General features: G+C 70.4%; 13 protein-coding genes. All 13 read right to left on the reverse strand.

Annotated elements, in window-relative coordinates; all coding sequences use genetic code 11:
* Positions 1 to 6 precede the first annotated feature (6 nt).
* On the reverse strand, positions 7 to 1059 hold the full coding sequence (locus LPC04_RS21825) for an NAD-dependent epimerase/dehydratase family protein (protein WP_275684403.1): 1053 nt from the start codon (positions 1057 to 1059) through the stop codon (positions 7 to 9).
* Positions 1060 to 1076: 17 nt separating this feature from the next.
* Complete coding sequence (gene tviB, locus LPC04_RS21830) at positions 1077 to 2354, reverse strand: Vi polysaccharide biosynthesis UDP-N-acetylglucosamine C-6 dehydrogenase TviB (RefSeq protein ID WP_275684404.1); 1278 nt, start codon at positions 2352 to 2354, stop codon at positions 1077 to 1079.
* A gap of 56 nt (positions 2355 to 2410) precedes the next feature.
* Positions 2411 to 4312 (reverse strand): polysaccharide biosynthesis protein, encoded by a 1902-nt coding sequence (locus LPC04_RS21835; protein WP_275684405.1) that lies wholly within the window; start codon positions 4310 to 4312, stop codon positions 2411 to 2413.
* Positions 4313 to 4337: 25 nt separating this feature from the next.
* A complete protein-coding gene (locus LPC04_RS21840) occupies positions 4338 to 4934 on the reverse strand; it encodes a sugar transferase (protein ID WP_275684406.1) in 597 nt (198 codons plus the stop codon).
* Between the two features lie 17 nt (positions 4935 to 4951).
* A complete protein-coding gene (locus LPC04_RS21845) occupies positions 4952 to 6121 on the reverse strand; it encodes a DegT/DnrJ/EryC1/StrS family aminotransferase (protein ID WP_275684407.1) in 1170 nt (389 codons plus the stop codon).
* Between the two features lie 75 nt (positions 6122 to 6196).
* A complete protein-coding gene (locus LPC04_RS21850; protein ID WP_275684408.1) occupies positions 6197 to 7336 on the reverse strand; it encodes an MraY family glycosyltransferase in 1140 nt (379 codons plus the stop codon).
* A gap of 116 nt (positions 7337 to 7452) precedes the next feature.
* Entirely contained in the window at positions 7453 to 8691 is a 1239-nt protein-coding gene (locus LPC04_RS21855; protein WP_275684409.1) for a glycosyltransferase family 4 protein, read from the reverse strand.
* Positions 8688 to 9773, reverse strand: coding sequence for a glycosyltransferase (locus LPC04_RS21860; protein ID WP_275684410.1), 1086 nt, complete (start codon positions 9771 to 9773; stop codon positions 8688 to 8690). The genes LPC04_RS21855 and LPC04_RS21860 overlap by 4 nt, the downstream gene beginning before the upstream one ends.
* Entirely contained in the window at positions 9770 to 10390 is a 621-nt protein-coding gene (locus LPC04_RS21865; RefSeq protein WP_275684411.1) for an acyltransferase, read from the reverse strand. Before LPC04_RS21865 ends, LPC04_RS21860 begins: the two co-directional genes overlap by 4 nt.
* Entirely contained in the window at positions 10387 to 11661 is a 1275-nt protein-coding gene (locus tag LPC04_RS21870; RefSeq protein WP_275684412.1) for a lipopolysaccharide biosynthesis protein, read from the reverse strand. Before LPC04_RS21870 ends, LPC04_RS21865 begins: the two co-directional genes overlap by 4 nt.
* Positions 11662 to 11668: 7 nt before the next feature.
* Complete coding sequence (locus LPC04_RS21875; protein WP_275684542.1) at positions 11669 to 12772, reverse strand: DegT/DnrJ/EryC1/StrS family aminotransferase; 1104 nt, start codon at positions 12770 to 12772, stop codon at positions 11669 to 11671.
* A 49-nt stretch (positions 12773 to 12821) separates the two neighbouring features.
* Entirely contained in the window at positions 12822 to 13397 is a 576-nt protein-coding gene (locus LPC04_RS21880; protein ID WP_275684413.1) for an acyltransferase, read from the reverse strand.
* The gene (locus LPC04_RS21885) at positions 13397 to 14476 is read right to left on the reverse strand and encodes a Gfo/Idh/MocA family protein (protein WP_275684414.1); all 1080 of its coding nucleotides are present in this window, start codon (positions 14474 to 14476) and stop codon (positions 13397 to 13399) included. The genes LPC04_RS21880 and LPC04_RS21885 overlap by 1 nt, the downstream gene beginning before the upstream one ends.
* Positions 14477 to 14588: the final 112 nt, after the last annotated feature.

Genomic DNA, 14588 nt, shown 5'->3' on the forward strand with positions numbered 1-14588 from the left:
CGGCCGTCAGGCCCGGGGCCGGAACCGCTCGACGTACCAGGGCAAGGCCAGGCGGATGCCATCGCGCAGGGCCTGGCTCGGAACGTAGCCGAGCAGGCGCGCGGCCTTGGAGACGTCGGCCTGCGAATGGCGCACGTCGCCCGCGCGGAAGTCACGGTGCACGGCCTGCACGCCCGCGTCGACGCCTTGCGCGGACAGCCCGTCGCGCAACAAGGCGAAGAGCAGGTTGAGCGTGGTGCGGTCGCCGACGGCCACGTTGTAGACCTGGTTGACGGCCTCCTTCTCCGGCGTCGTGGCCGCCAGCAGGTTCGCCTGCACGGCGTTGGCCACGTAGCAGAAGTCGCGGCTGGTCTCGCCGTCGCCGTTGATGAACACCGTCTCGCCGGCGAGCAGCGCCGCGGCCCACTTCGGGATCACCGCGGCGTACGCGCCCGCCGGATCCTGGCGCGCGCCGAACACGTTGAAGTAGCGCAGGCCGATGCTCTGGAAGCCGTAGCTGCGCGCGAACACGTCGGCGTAGAGCTCGTTGACGTACTTGGTCACCGCGTACGGCGACAGCGGCTTGCCGATCACGTCCTCCACCTTGGGCAGGCCCGGGTGGTCGCCGTAGGTGCTGCTGCTGGCCGCGTAGACGAAGCGCGACACGCCGGCATCGCGGGCGGCCACCAGCATGTTCAGGAAGCCGGTGATGTTGGCCGCGTTGGTCGAGATCGGGTCGGCCAGGCTGCGCGGCACGCTGCCGAGCGCGGCCTGGTGCAGCACGTGGTCGACGCCGGCGCAGGCCGCCTGGCAATCCGCGAGTTCGCGGATGTCGCCCTCGATGAAGCGGAAGCGCGCCCACTGCGACGCGTCGACCAGCGTGCGCACCTCGTCCAGGTTGCGCTGGTGGCCGGTCGCGAAATTGTCCAGGCCCACCACGCGCTGGTCGAGCCGGAGCAAGGTCTCGAGCAGGTTGCTTCCGATGAAGCCGGCGACGCCGGTCACCAGCCACGTGCGCGGCTGGGCGCGCAGCGTCGCCTGCAGCGTCTCGAAAGCAGTCGGAGTTGCGTTGGAAACCATGTGCGCCTCGCCCTTGTTCAAAGTCGACCGTCGGCGACGCCGAAGGGCAGCAGGCCCTTGACGTCGAAGATCACGGCGCCGGGAATGCCCAGCGCCTGGATGCCCTGCGCGCCCATCGCATGGAACTCGCGGTGGCCCACCGCGACGACCACCGCGGCGTAGCGGCCCGGCTGCGGCGCGTCCTTCAGGCAGGCGAGGCCGTACTCGTGCATGGCCTCGTCCGTGTCGATCCACGGGTCGTAGACGTCGACCTCGGTGTTGTAGCCGCGCAGCGTCTTGACGATGTCGACCACCTTCGTGTTGCGCACGTCAGGGCAATTCTCCTTGAACGTCAGGCCCAGCACCAGGACACGGCTGCCCAGGACGGGAATGTTCTTCTTGAGCATCAGCTTGACGGTCTCGTCGGCCACGTGGGCCGCCATGCTGTCGTTGATGCGGCGCCCGGCCAGGATGACCTCGGGGTGGTAGCCCACTTCCTGCGCCTTGTGCGTGAGGTAGTAGGGGTCGACGCCGATGCAGTGGCCGCCGACCAGGCCCGGGCGGAACGGCAGGAAGTTCCACTTCGTGCCCGCGGCCTGCAGCACCTCCAGCGTGTCGATGCCCAGCTTGCGGAAGATCAGGCACAGCTCGTTCATCAGCGCGATGTTCAGGTCGCGCTGCGTGTTCTCGATCACCTTCGCGGCCTCGGCCACCTTGATGCTGCTGGCCTTGTGCGTGCCGGCCGTGATGATCTGCGCGTACAGGCCGTCCACCGCGGTGGCGACCTCGGGCGTGCTGCCGCTCGTCACCTTCCTGATGGTCGGCAGGCGATGCTCCTTGTCGCCCGGGTTGATGCGCTCGGGGCTGTAGCCGCAGAAGAAGTCGACGTTGAACTTCAGGCCGCTGGTCTTCTCGAGGATGGGCACGCAGACCTCCTCGGTCGCGCCGGGATAGACGGTCGATTCGTAGACCACGATGTCGCCCTTCTTCAAGGCCTGTCCCACGGTCTCGCTCGCCTTGACGAGCGGGGTCAGGTCGGGACGGTTGGCCTGGTCGACGGGCGTCGGCACGGTCACGATGAAGACCTGGCAGGACTTCAGATCCGCGCGGTCGTGGCTGAACGCCAGCTGCGAGGCGGCGGCCAGTTCCTCGGCGTCGGTCTCGAGCGTGTGGTCGGTGCCGCCGCGCAGCTCCGCGATCCGGGTCTGGTTGATGTCGAAGCCCAGCACCGGACGGCGCTTGCCGAATTCGACGGCCAGGGGCAGGCCCACGTAGCCGAGGCCGATGATGGCGACTCTTGCGCTGGTGATATCCATGTCTTGTCTTGTGTGGAAGAGGAGTGGGTGGGACGCCGCCGGAGAAAGCGCGCGGCTCAATGCGTCGGCGGCTGGAATTCGGGAACGAGGCGGCGCAGGTGCGTGCGGATCGCCTCGTCCTCCGCGTAGCGCAAGGCCTCGAAGGCGGTGAGCCACGCATCCACGCTCTCGTCGTCGGAGCCGCGCTCGCGCAGGCGGGCGATGCGCAGGCGCGCGATCGGCGTGGCGATCGTGGTGTCGGAATCGGCGAGCATCTCCTCGAACAGCTTCTCGCCCGGGCGCAGGCCCGAGAACACGATGGGGATGTCCTCCGGGGCGTGTCCGCTCAGCCGGATCAGCTGCTGCGCGAGGTCGACGATGCGCACCGGCTCGCCCATGTCCAGCACCAGCACCTGGCCGCTCGTGCCGATCGCGGCGGCCTGCAGCACCAGGCGCGCGGCCTCGGGGATCGTCATGAAGTAGCGGATGATGTCGGGATGCGTGATGGTGATCGGGCCGCCGCGCGCGATCTGCTCCTTGAACTTCGGGATCACGCTGCCCGACGAGCCCAGCACGTTGCCGAAGCGCACCGCCATGAAGCGCGTGGCCGGCCAGGCCGGCACGAGCGCCGAGATCACGATCTCCGCGGCCCGCTTGGTCGCGCCCATCACGTTGGTCGGGTTGACGGCCTTGTCGGTGCTGATGAGGACGAAGCGCTCGACGCCGGCCTCGGCGGACGCCAGCGCCGCGTTGTAGCTGCCCAGCGTGTTGTTGCGCATCGCCGCCCAGGCGTTGTGCTCCTCCATCAAGGGCACGTGCTTGTAGGCCGCGGCATGGAACACGACGGCCGGACGCGTGGCGCGCAGGATGTTGCGCAGGTTGTCCAGGTCCTTCACGTCGCCGACCAGGCGCAGCAGCGGGAGCTCGGGAAAGCGCTGGCTCAGCTCCTGCTCGATCGTGTACAGGTTGAACTCCGACAGCTCCACCAGCACCAGCCGCGCGGGCTTGTAGCGCGCGACCTGGCGGCACAGTTCCGCGCCGATGCTGCCGCCGCCACCGGTGATCAGCACCGTCTTGCCGTGCAGCACCATGTCGATGCCCTGCTCGTCGAGCTGCACGGTCTCGCGCCCGAGCAAGTCCTCCGGCTCGATGTCGCGCACGCGCTCGGCGCTGCCCGTGCCCAGGCGCAGCTCGTCGGCCGACGGCACGGTCAGCACCGGCAGGCCGGCGGAACTGGCCAGCTCGAACGCGCGCCGGCGCTGGCGCGCCGCGGCGCCCGGCAGCGCGATGATCAGGTGCGTGGCCGCGCCCAGCACGGCGCGGTCGCTGACCGCCTCCAGCGGCCCCAGCACCGGAACGCCGGAGATGCGCGCGCCCTGCTTGGCCGGATCGTCGTCGAGCATGCCCATCACGATCCAGCCCTGCTGGTGGATGCCCGCCATCAGCCGCTTGGCGGCCTGCCCCGCGCCGAGGATCAGCGCGCGCCGCACCTCCTTGTCGCCGCCGGTGATCTGCGCACGCGAGTGCTCGTAGAGCATGCGATAGCCCACGCGCACCATGCACACGGACATCAGCGTGACCAGCGGATGCAGCGCCAGCACCGAGCGCGGCACCCCATACAGCTGCAGGCCCATCACCGTGGCCGCGCAGGCCACGCCCGCGCCGAGGCAGGCCCAGGTGAGGCGCTTGACTTCGCCGAAGCCCGAGAAGCGCCACATGCTCTGCGGCACGCGCAGGATCCAGAACAGCGTCAGGTACGCGGCGATGATGCCCAGCATCACCCAGAAGTCGTACCAGGGCCGCGCGTCGAACCAGCGGTCGAAGCCGATGCGGAACAGGTAGGTGACGTTCCACGCGAACGCGATCAGCAGCCCGTCCACCACCAGCGAGAGCGGCTCGCGATGCGGCCGCAGCCGCGCGAGGAAGTGGTCCAGGCGATGCCAGACGGTGGGCGGAGTGGGCTTCGAGGGCGGATTCACGGGCGTGCGACGACGGGCGGCGGGATCAGCGGAAGAGAAGGACGCCGACGCTGCGCCCGATCACGGCGAGGTCGGTCCACAGCGAGGCGTGGTCGGCGTAGTCGGCGGCCAGCGCGAGCTTGCGCGGCAGGATCACGTCCATGTATTCGCGCTCGGGGTCGGCCGCCTGCGCGAGCAGCGTCGCCTCGTCGCGGAACTTCAGCGACGCCGGATCGGTGATGCCCGGGCGCACGGCGAGCACGCGCTCGCGCAGGTCGGCGGGCCAGCGCTCGACGTAGCGCGGCACGTCGGGCCGCGGGCCGACGAGGCTCATGTCGCCGGCCAGCACGTCGAAGAACTGCGGCAGCTCGTCGAGCCGGTTGGCGCGCAGCACGCGTCCCACGCGCGTGACGCGCGCGTCCGCGCCCACCGTCAGCTGCGGGCCGCGCTGTTCGGCGTCCACCGTCATCGTGCGGAACTTGTGGATGCGGAACACCTTGCCGTGCCGGCCCACGCGCTCCTGGCGGAAGAACACCGGGCCGGGCGAATCCAGCCGGATCCACGCGGCCACCGCCAGCATCGGCAGGCCGAAGACCAGCAGGCCGAGCAGCGCCGACACGACGTCGAACAGGCGCTTGAACATGCTGGCCGCGAGCGGGATCAACCCGCGAGCGCGCTGCGCACCGCGTCGCACACGCGCGCGACGTCGGCATCGGTCATGCGCGTGTACAGCGGCAGGCTCACCATGCGCTCGAACGCGCGCTGGCTGTGCGGGAACTGCTGCGGCGTGAGCGAGTAGCGGTCGCGCCAGTACGGCTGCAGGTGCAGCGGGATGTAGTGCACGCTGACGCCGATGCCCTGCGCGAACAGGCGCTCGATGAAGACGTCGCGCGAGACCTTGGCCTCGTCCGTCAGCCGCACGACATAGAGATGCCACGAGTGCTGGCCGTCGCGCGGCGCGCGCGGCGGCAGGATCAGCGGCAGGCCGGCGAGGCCGGCGTCGAGCGCGTCGGCCAGCTCCACGCGGCGCTTCTGGAAGCCGTCGATGCGCTTGAGCTGCTGCAGGCCCAGCGCGGCCGCGATGTCGGTCAGGTTGTACTTGAAGCCGGGCGCGACGATCTCGTAGTACCAGCTCGGCACGGTGGCCGTGAAGCGGTCGAAGGCGTCACGGCTCATGCCGTGCAGGCGCATCACCTTCATGCGCCGCGCGAGTTCGGGATGGCGCGTGACGATCATGCCGCCCTCGCCCGTGGTCATCGTCTTGTTGGCGTAGAAGCTGAAGACGGTGATGTCGGAATCGAGCGTGCCGACCAGCTGGCCCGCGCTGAACGTGGGCAGCGCGTGCGCCGCGTCCTCGACCACCTTCAGGCCATGCCTGTTCGCGATCGCGAGGATGGCCGGCATGTCGGCGGCGAGGCCGGCGTAGTGCACCGGGATGATGGCCTTGGTGCGCGGCGTGATCGCCTCCTCGATGGCCCAGGGCGCGATGCACAGCGTGTCGGGGTCGACGTCCACCAGCACCACGTCGGCGCCCAGGTAGCGCACGACTTCCGCGGTGGCGGTGAAGGTGTGCGTGGTGGTGATCACCTCGTCGCCAGGGCCGATGCCCAGCGCCTCGAGCGCCAGGTGCAGGCCGGCCGTGGCGGAGTTCACCGCGATGGACTCGAGCGACGCGTCGCCCAGGAATTCGGTGAACGCCGTCTCGAAGCGCTTGGCCTTCGGGCCGGTGGTGACCCAGCCGGACTTCAGCGTGTCGACGACTTCGGCGATCTCCTCGTCGCCGATCTCGGGCAGGGCAAATGGGAGGAAGGGTCTGGATGCTTCGTTCATGGGGCCCGATTGTCGGTCATCGGGAAGCCTGCACGGCAGTGGGCACCGGCCGGAACCTCCCGGCGGCGCAACGCTTCACGACTTGTTGAAGGATTCGGCCGGCGGCGCGGACTCGCGGCGCGCGCCCATCCACTTCGGCGAACGGAACCTGGCGATGCGCCAGTAGACGTCCAGGTAGGCCAGGACGAACACCGCCAGGCTCAGCGCGAGCGCCGGCGTGTTGCCCCACCAGATCGTCGCCGGGACGACGGCCACGGCGTTGAGCAGCCACAGGTACGGCGAGGTGCCGGAATTGCCGCGCGTCGATCCCCGCACGCCCGACTCGTCGACCGGCCCGCGCTTGAGGCGGCGGTAGATCAGCGTGTGCAGGTGGCTGCCATCGGGCTGCGTCATCGAGCGCTGGTGGATGAAGCGCCGGCGATACATCGTGAACAGCGTCTCGAAGACCGGATACGCCACGAGCAGCAGCGGCGCGACCATCGATACCTGCGGATGGCGCGTCGTCAGCAGGATGCCCAGCTCCGCGACGATGAAGCCGAGCAGGTAGGCGCCGCCGTCGCCGAGGAAGACCAGCCCGCGCGGATAGTTCCAGAGGAAGAAGCCCAGCGTCGCGCCGGCCGTGGCGAGCGCGACGCTGAAGACCAGCTCGTCGCCGACGCGCCATGCGATGTAGGCGAGCGAGAGGTTCATCATCATCGTGCAGCCCGAGGCGAGGCCGTTCATGCCGTCGACGATGTTGACCGAGTTGGAGACGCCGGTGACCGCGAAGACGGCGCCGACCGCCCCCAGCCACAGCAGGCCGTTGGACATGAGCATGTCGTCGAACGCCTGCCAGCCCGTGTGTGTGAACTTGCCGCCGAGCAGCAGCACGCCCAGCAGGCCCGACAGCGCCAGCGCCACCATGCGGCGCCGCGGCGAGATCGACTTGGTGAAGTCCTCCCAGATGCCCGATCCGAAGGCCGGCACCATGCAGGCCAGCATCAGCAGGATCCCCGAACCCAGCGCGCCATGCATCCAGGCGGCCGCCGCCAGCCCGCCGCAGACGCCCGCCAGGATGCCGATGCCGCCCACGCGCGGGACGGCCTTGACGTGCATCTTCTGCGGACCGGAGAGGTCGTGGTCGTCGAACCAGTGCGCGAGGCGCTCCGCCTGGGTGACGACAAAAAGCATTGCGACCGACGAGCAGACGAGCGCAACCATGAGAATCCAGATCATTACGGGATTCTACGGTGTTCGAATTTGGGGCACGGCATACCCGTATCCCTCTTTGGAGGGGGCGGAGCGCGCCGGGACAGCCACTCGCCGGGTCGGAATGCCCCGAACCGGTGCGCTCACTTCAGGGCATCGAGAAACCGCTTCGCCAGGACCGGATAGGTGTGGCGCGCCAGCACGAACGCGCGCCCGCGCTCGCCCATCACGGCACGCGCGGCGGGCGCCAGCTGGGCCAGCTTGAGCAGGCCGTCGGCGACGGCACGGGCGTCCTGCGGCGCGACGGTGACGCCACAGCCCGCCTCGGCTACCGGGTCGTTGCCCGCCTCCACGGAGTGCAGCACGGCGCGTCCGGCCATCATGTAGTCCATCAGCTTGTTGGGTGCGATGCCGAAGCGGTAGATCGGCACGCGCTGCCAGCCGATGTAGGCGATGTCGACCTGCGCCAGCATCGCGGGCACCTGCAGCTTCGGGATCGGCGCGAGCATCCGGACGTTGGTCAGGCCCTCGTTGCGCACGCGATCCTTCAAATGCGCGCGCAGGTGGCCGTCGCCCACCAGCACGAAGCGCAGCTTGCGGCCGGCCGGGTCGTCGCGCAGCAACGCGGCCGCGTCGAGCAGCGTGTCGAGCGCGTTGGGCTCGCCCATCGAGCCGGCGTAGCCGACCACCGTCTCGCCGACCGTGCGCGCCGTCGCCAGCGTGCCGGCGACGTCCTCGCGCAACGGCTGGGGCTTCGCGGCCCAGTCGTCGGGCGAGATGCCGTTGGGCACGATCGCGAGCTTGTCGAGATCCAGCCCGCGCGAGGCCATGTAGGTGTGCACCACCGGCAGCATCGAGACGACGACATCCGCGTCGCGGTACGCATCCGACTCGGCCTTGAAGCACAGGCGCGCGAACGGATGCTTCGGCGACATCCCGGACAGCTCGATTGGCGACAGCGGCCACAGGTCGTGCACCTCGAACACCAGCTTGGCCTTCGCCTTTCGCGCCATGCGGCGCGCGACCCAGATGTCCATCGGATACGTGCTGGACGCGATCACGACGTCGGGCTTCACGTCGCGCACGATGCGGGCGGTGTCGCGCCACACCTGGCCCAGGAACTCCCAGATGTTGCGCACGCGGCCCAGGCCGTTGCCCTGGTAGCCGCGGGTCGGATACCAGCGGTAGGCGATGCCGTCGACCGTCTCGCCCTTCGGCTTGTCGCCGACCTCGGGCTGGCGCGCGCGAACGTGCGAATACGAGGCCGCGAGCATCTGCACGCGATGCCCGCTGCGCACCCACTCGCGCGCCAGGTAGTACGGCCGGAACTCCATGCCGAGCGCGGGCGTGCCGGCGTAGTGGTTGATGTAGACGATGTTCATGGCTTGGCAGACGACGTGATTTTCTCCAGCCGCGCGACGAAGGCGTCGACGCTGGGGCCGAACAGCGCGTTGGCGCCGACCCAGTCGCGGTTGGCGACGGCGATGGACGCGGCCTCGGCCGCGAGGCGCTCGAGCGCGGCGGGCGACAGCGCGGCCTGGGCGTCGGGCAGGATCAGCCCGTTGGCGCCGTCGCGAACCAGCTCGCGGTTGGCCGGCAGGTCGGACAGCAGCGGGATGCAGCCGTGCGCCATCGCCTCCAGCACCGACACCGAGACCGAGTCGCTCCGCGGCACGCTCAGGTACCAGCGGGCGCGGGCGTAGAACGCGGACTGCGTCGCGGCGTCGAGGCGGCCGACGAAGTCGATGCGGTCGGCCAGCCCCAGCGCCGCGGCCTGCTGGCGCAACGCGTCGCCCCGCGAACCGCTGTTGGCGACGACGAGGCGCGCGTCGGGCCATGTCGACGCGACGCCCGCGAACAGCGTCAGCACGCGTTGCGGGTCGTAGATGTCTTCCAGGCCGCGGTTGGCGAAGAACAGCCGCGGCTCCTTGGCGGACGGCGCGGCCGGCAACGCGTCGAGGCCGAACGGGAAGGTCATCACCTCGTGCGCGCCCAGCTCGCGCATGCGCTGCGCCATGTGCGCGGAGTCGCTGGTGCAGAGCGCGGCGTCGCGCAGCACGCGCGACGTGAGCCAGCGTAGTACCACGCTACTACGGGGCGCGACGAGGATGTCCGAGCCCCAGGCCGACGCCGCGAGCCGCGCGCGCACGCCGAGCTTGCGCGCGAGCCATGCAAGCGTGCCGTGCGAGCTCAGGTAATGCGCGTTGATCCAGTCGGCGTCGACGCCGCGCAGCCAGCGCGCCAGCGTCGGCAGCGTCTTCAATAGCGCGACGTTGCCGCCCTCGAACTTCGTCGCGTGGCCGAGCAGCAGCGTGCGCTCCGGCGCGACCAGCGCCGCCAGCGCCGGCGCCAGCCCGCGGCTGGACGCGACGAACAGCTCCACGCGCGGCGCCAGCGCCCGCGCCCATTTCAGCAGGTGCGGACTCTCGCCGTCGCCGAACAGCACGACGCGCAACGGTTTCACCGCGGCCCTTCCAGGTCGATGGGCGCCGGCGCGACGGCCCACGCGTCGTACAGCACCTGCAGCTCGGGAAAGCGCACGAGCGCGCGCTCGTCGGCACGCCGGCTGTCGCCCACCACGCGCGCGGGGCGGCCTTCGAGGATCGCGAAGTCGGGGAAGGTGCCGCGCACGAAGCTGCCCGCGCACACGAGCGTGCCGCGGCCGATGCGCGTGTTGGCCTCGATCAGGCAGTGCGGGCCGACGAAGCTGTAGGCGCCGATGTGGATCGGGCCGGAGATCCAGCCCGGGCGCTCGCCGCCGTCGGGCACCGGGAACGTGACATACGCGGGGCCCAACAGCCGCTGCGAGCGGTGCGAGCTGTGCGTGACAATCGCCGAGTGGCTGGTGATCTGCACGCCCTCCTCGATCGTGATGCCGCCGCTGGCCTCGATGAAGTTGAACGCGCCGATGAAGACGTTGTCGCCGAGCTTCAGCTTGTCCTCGTGCTCGATCACGCTGGCGCTCGAGATGCGCGTGTGCGGCAGCAGCCGCCCGCCCTGCGCCTCGCCGAAGACGGGCTGCCAGATCCAGCGCCGCAGCCACTTGCGGCGCAGGCGATTCAACGTGGTGCGCATCGTCATGCGTGTTCCTCCCGGGTCAGCGGCCAGGTGGCCAGGCGCACGAAGTAGACGCCGAAATAAAGCGTCATCGCGATCGACACGCCCCAGCCGGCGCCTGGCAGGCCGCCGAGCTTCAGGCCCGCGGCCAGCGCCGCGACGAAGGCGACCTGCCCGACCAGCGCGAGCCGCAGGGCCCAGGCCTGCGCGCCCCAAGCGAGCGTGACGACGGCCAGCGGGGCGGCCACGAAGTGCACGCCGATGTAGAGCCCCAGCGTGCGCGCGAGCTCGCCGGCGCCGCGCCACTGCGGCCCGAACAGGCGCTCGAAGGCCCACGGCGCGAAGGCCCACAGCAGCAGCACCAGCGGCGCCGCGATGGCGGCCAGGCCGGCCATCACGCGCCGCACGGCCGCGCGTCCCTCGCGCGTGACGCGCAGGGGCGCGTGCGCGTCGGCGTCGTGGTCGACCGACGCGCCATGCGCGGCCAGCTGCGGATACAGCGCCTGCGACACCGCGCCGCCCACGAGCGTCGCTGGCGCCTTCAGGTAGCGCAGCGACAAGCCCCAGAAGCCGGCCGCCACCGGGCCTTGCCAGGCGGCGATCATCGCGATCGACACCGTGTCCTGCAGCGCGCCCATGAAGGCATGCGGCGTGTTGAGCAGCGGGAAGTCGCGAAAGCGCCGCGCGAGTTCTCGCCAGCGTTGCGGCGACGGTCGCACAGCGTCGTTCACGGGCAGGCGCAGCACCGCGGCCGCGGCGGCGGCGGCGGCGATCGGCGCGACGATCAGGCCCTGCACGCCGGCGCCCAGCAGCGCCGCGCCGGCCTGCGCGAGCGACGCGCCGCCGTACTGCACGACGCGCGCGATCGCGAGTGCGCGGTACGCCTGCGCGCGCGTGGCCCACAGCGTCGCCAGCGACAGCCACCCCAGCACCGCGACGGCCACCGGCAGCCAGGCCGTCCAGCCATGCGCCGACCACGCGAGCCACGCGGCCGCGCCCAGCGCGCTGGCCAGCGTCACGCCCCCGAGCACGCGCAGGCACAGCGCGCGCAGGGCCGCGGCGTCGACGGCGTCGCCCACCAACGGCAATGCGAACTCGTAGCGCGCGCAGGCGACGACGGCGAGGTTGGCCGAGACGGCCGCGAACAGGTGGTAGACGCCGAACTGCTCCGGCGAATAAAGCCGCGTCAGCCACGGGCCCAGCAGCAGCGGCAGCGCCTGCGCGATGGCGCCGCCGGCCACCAGCGTCAGCACGGCGCGCAGCAAGCCGCCGTGTCGCGATGACGGCGCCGTCACGGCAAGGTCACTGCGCGCGGACGCCGACGGCGGCGCTCAGCGCGGCGACCACGCGGTCGAGGTCGGCATCGGACAGGTCGGCGCTCATCGGCAGGCTCATCACTTCCTCGGCGGCGGCCAGGCTGTTGGGGCAGCTGTCGCGGTCGCCGTACTTCTCGTAGGCCGGCTGGCGATGCAGCGGCCGGGGATAGTGCACCGCGGTCGGCACGCCGGCCTCCGCCAGCACCGCCTGCACGTGCGCGCGGTTGGCGACGCGCACCGTGTACTGGCCCCAGACGCTGTCGCGATCCGGACGCACCGTCAGCGTCGTCAGGTTCAGCGCGGCGAGGCGCCGGTGGTACTCGGCGCCGATCTCGTGGCGGCGCCGCAGCTCCCAGTCGAGGCGGCCGAGCTTGGCCAGGACGATCGCGCACTGCAGCGTGTCCATGCGGCCGCCCACACCCACCCGGGTATGCGTGTAGCGCGCGCTCTGGCCGTGCACGCGGATCTCGCGCGCGGCCTGGGCCAGCGCGTCGTCGCTGGTGAAGATGGCGCCGCCGTCGCCGTAGCAACCCAGCGGCTTGCTCGGGAAGAAGCTGGTGCAGCCGAAGGTCGACAGGTTGTTGCTGCGCCGGCCCTTGTAGCTCGCGCCATAGCTCTGCGCCGCGTCCTCGATCACCGGGATGCCGTGGCGCGCGCCGATCGCGTTGATCTCGTCCATGTCGGCGCACTGGCCGTACAGGCTCACCGGCATGATGGCCCGGGTGCGCGGCGTGATCGCGGCTTCGATCTTTCCGGCGTCGATGTTGCAGGTGTCGGGCTCGATGTCGACCCACACCGGCACGCCGCCCAGCAGCACGATCGTCTCGGCGGTGGCCGCGAACGTGAACGGCGTGGTGATGACCTCGTCGCCCGGCTTCAGATCGAGCGCCATCATCGCGATCAGCAGCGCCTCGGTGCCGCTGGCGACGGTGATGCAGTGCTTCGCGCCGGTGTGCGCGGCCAGTGCGGTCTCGAGTTCCTTGACCTCGGGGCCCATGATGTACTGGCCGTGGTCGAGCACCTTCTGCATGCGGACGGCGATCTCGTCGCGCAGCACGGCGTACTGGGCCTTGAGGTCGATGAACTCGATCTTCTTCTGCGGCGGGAGGGGTGCGTTCATGGCGCTCTTTTCCTTGAATTCAAATCAGTGCCAGCACGCGGCCATCGAGTCGATAACGATCGCTGCTGTTCGGGCAGGCGGCTTCGCCCTGCCCTTCGAGCGGCAGTTCCAGGCGTTCGCCGAACCGGCTCATCCAGCCGATCTGGCGCGCGGGCACGCCCACCACCAGCGCGAAGTCCGGCACGTCCTTCTGCACGACGGCGCCGGCACCGACGAAGGCGTGGCGGCCGACGGTGATGCCGCACACGAGCGTGGAGTTGGCGCCCAGCGTCGCGCCCTGGCGCACCAGCGTGCGGCGGTACTCGTTCTTGCGCACGACCGCCGCGCGCGGGTTGTAGACGTTGGTGAACACCATGCTCGGCCCGCAGAACACGTCGTCCTCCAGCGTGACGGCGTCATACACCGACACGTTGTTCTGGATCTTGACGTTGTTGCCGATCGCCACGTCGTTGCCGACGAACACGTTCTGGCCGAACGAGCAGCCCGCGCCGATGCGCGCGCCGCCGCTGATGTGCACCCAGTGCCAGACGCGGCAGTTGTCGCCGAGGACGGCGCCGTCGTCGACGATGGCCGTCGGATGGATGGTCGTCGGCATCAGTATTCGAGCGGAAGGTTGACGCGGCGGCCGTCGCGCGACGAGAGGTACATCGCGATCAGCAGCTCCAGCGACTTCAGGCCCTCGCGGCCGTCCGTCTCGGGCATCGCCTCGCCGCGCAGCGTGTTGATGACGTTGTCGTAGTAAAGCGGGTGGCCGAAGCCGTAGACCGAGGTCGTCTGGTAGCTGGCCTGTTCGACCTCGGCATCCATCTCGTGCTTGTCCGCGAAGTCCCAGTGCTTGATCTCGTTGACGGCCAGGCCGCCGACGCGCACCGAGCCCTTCTCGCCGAGGATGGTGATCGAGCCTTCCATGTTCTTCGGGTACGTGAGCATCGTCACGTTGATCGTGCCCATCGCGCCGTTGCGCCACTTCAGCGCGGCGACGCCGGTGTCCTCGACCTCGATGTTGCGCGCCAGCGTGCCGGTGTAGGCCATCACGCTCTCGACCGGGCCGCCGATCCAGTCCAGCAGGTCGACGTAGTGGCTCGCCTGGTTCATGAAGGCGCCGCCGTCGAACTCCCACGTGCCGCGCCACGAGGCCGAGTCGTAGTACTCCTGCGGCCGCGTCCAGAAGACGTTGACGTTGACCATGTAGATGCGCCCGAAGCGCCCGAGCTCCATCGCCTTCTTCAGCAGCTGCAGCGTCTTGTTGCGGCGGTTCTGCTTGACGACGAACAGGTGCACGCCCGCCTCGTCGCAGGCGCGCACCATCGCGAGGCCGTCCTGCCAGCGCGTGGCCATGGGCTTCTCCGTCATCACGTCGAAGCCGGCGCGCGCCACCTGGATCACCTGCTGCGAGTGCAGGCCGCTGGGCGTGGTGATGATCACGCAGTCGGGCGTCTCGGCGGCGAGCATCGCCTCCAGGCTCGGGTAGCCGCGGGCGCCGGTGCGCTCCACGGCGGCCGCCAGCTTGGCCGGGTCGGTGTCGACCACCGCGATCATCTCGGCGCGCTCGGCATGCACCTTGACCGACTCCATGTGGTTGGCCGCGATGCGCCCGCAGCCCACGAGCGCGAAGCGCACCTTGCGGTCGGTGACGGGAGCGTGGGTCTGGGGACGGAGGCTGTGCGGGGACATGGGCGTCGTGAAGAGGCAGCGCGCGCGGCGTGCGCGCTCGCGCCCGCGCGTGACGCGGGCTGGTGGGCAAACGGGGGCAATCCGTGATTTTAGGTCAGTCGCGCTCCCGGCC

This window comes from Scleromatobacter humisilvae, assembly GCF_023231945.1.
GTDB classification, from domain to species: Bacteria; Pseudomonadota; Gammaproteobacteria; order Burkholderiales; family Burkholderiaceae_C; genus Scleromatobacter; species Scleromatobacter humisilvae.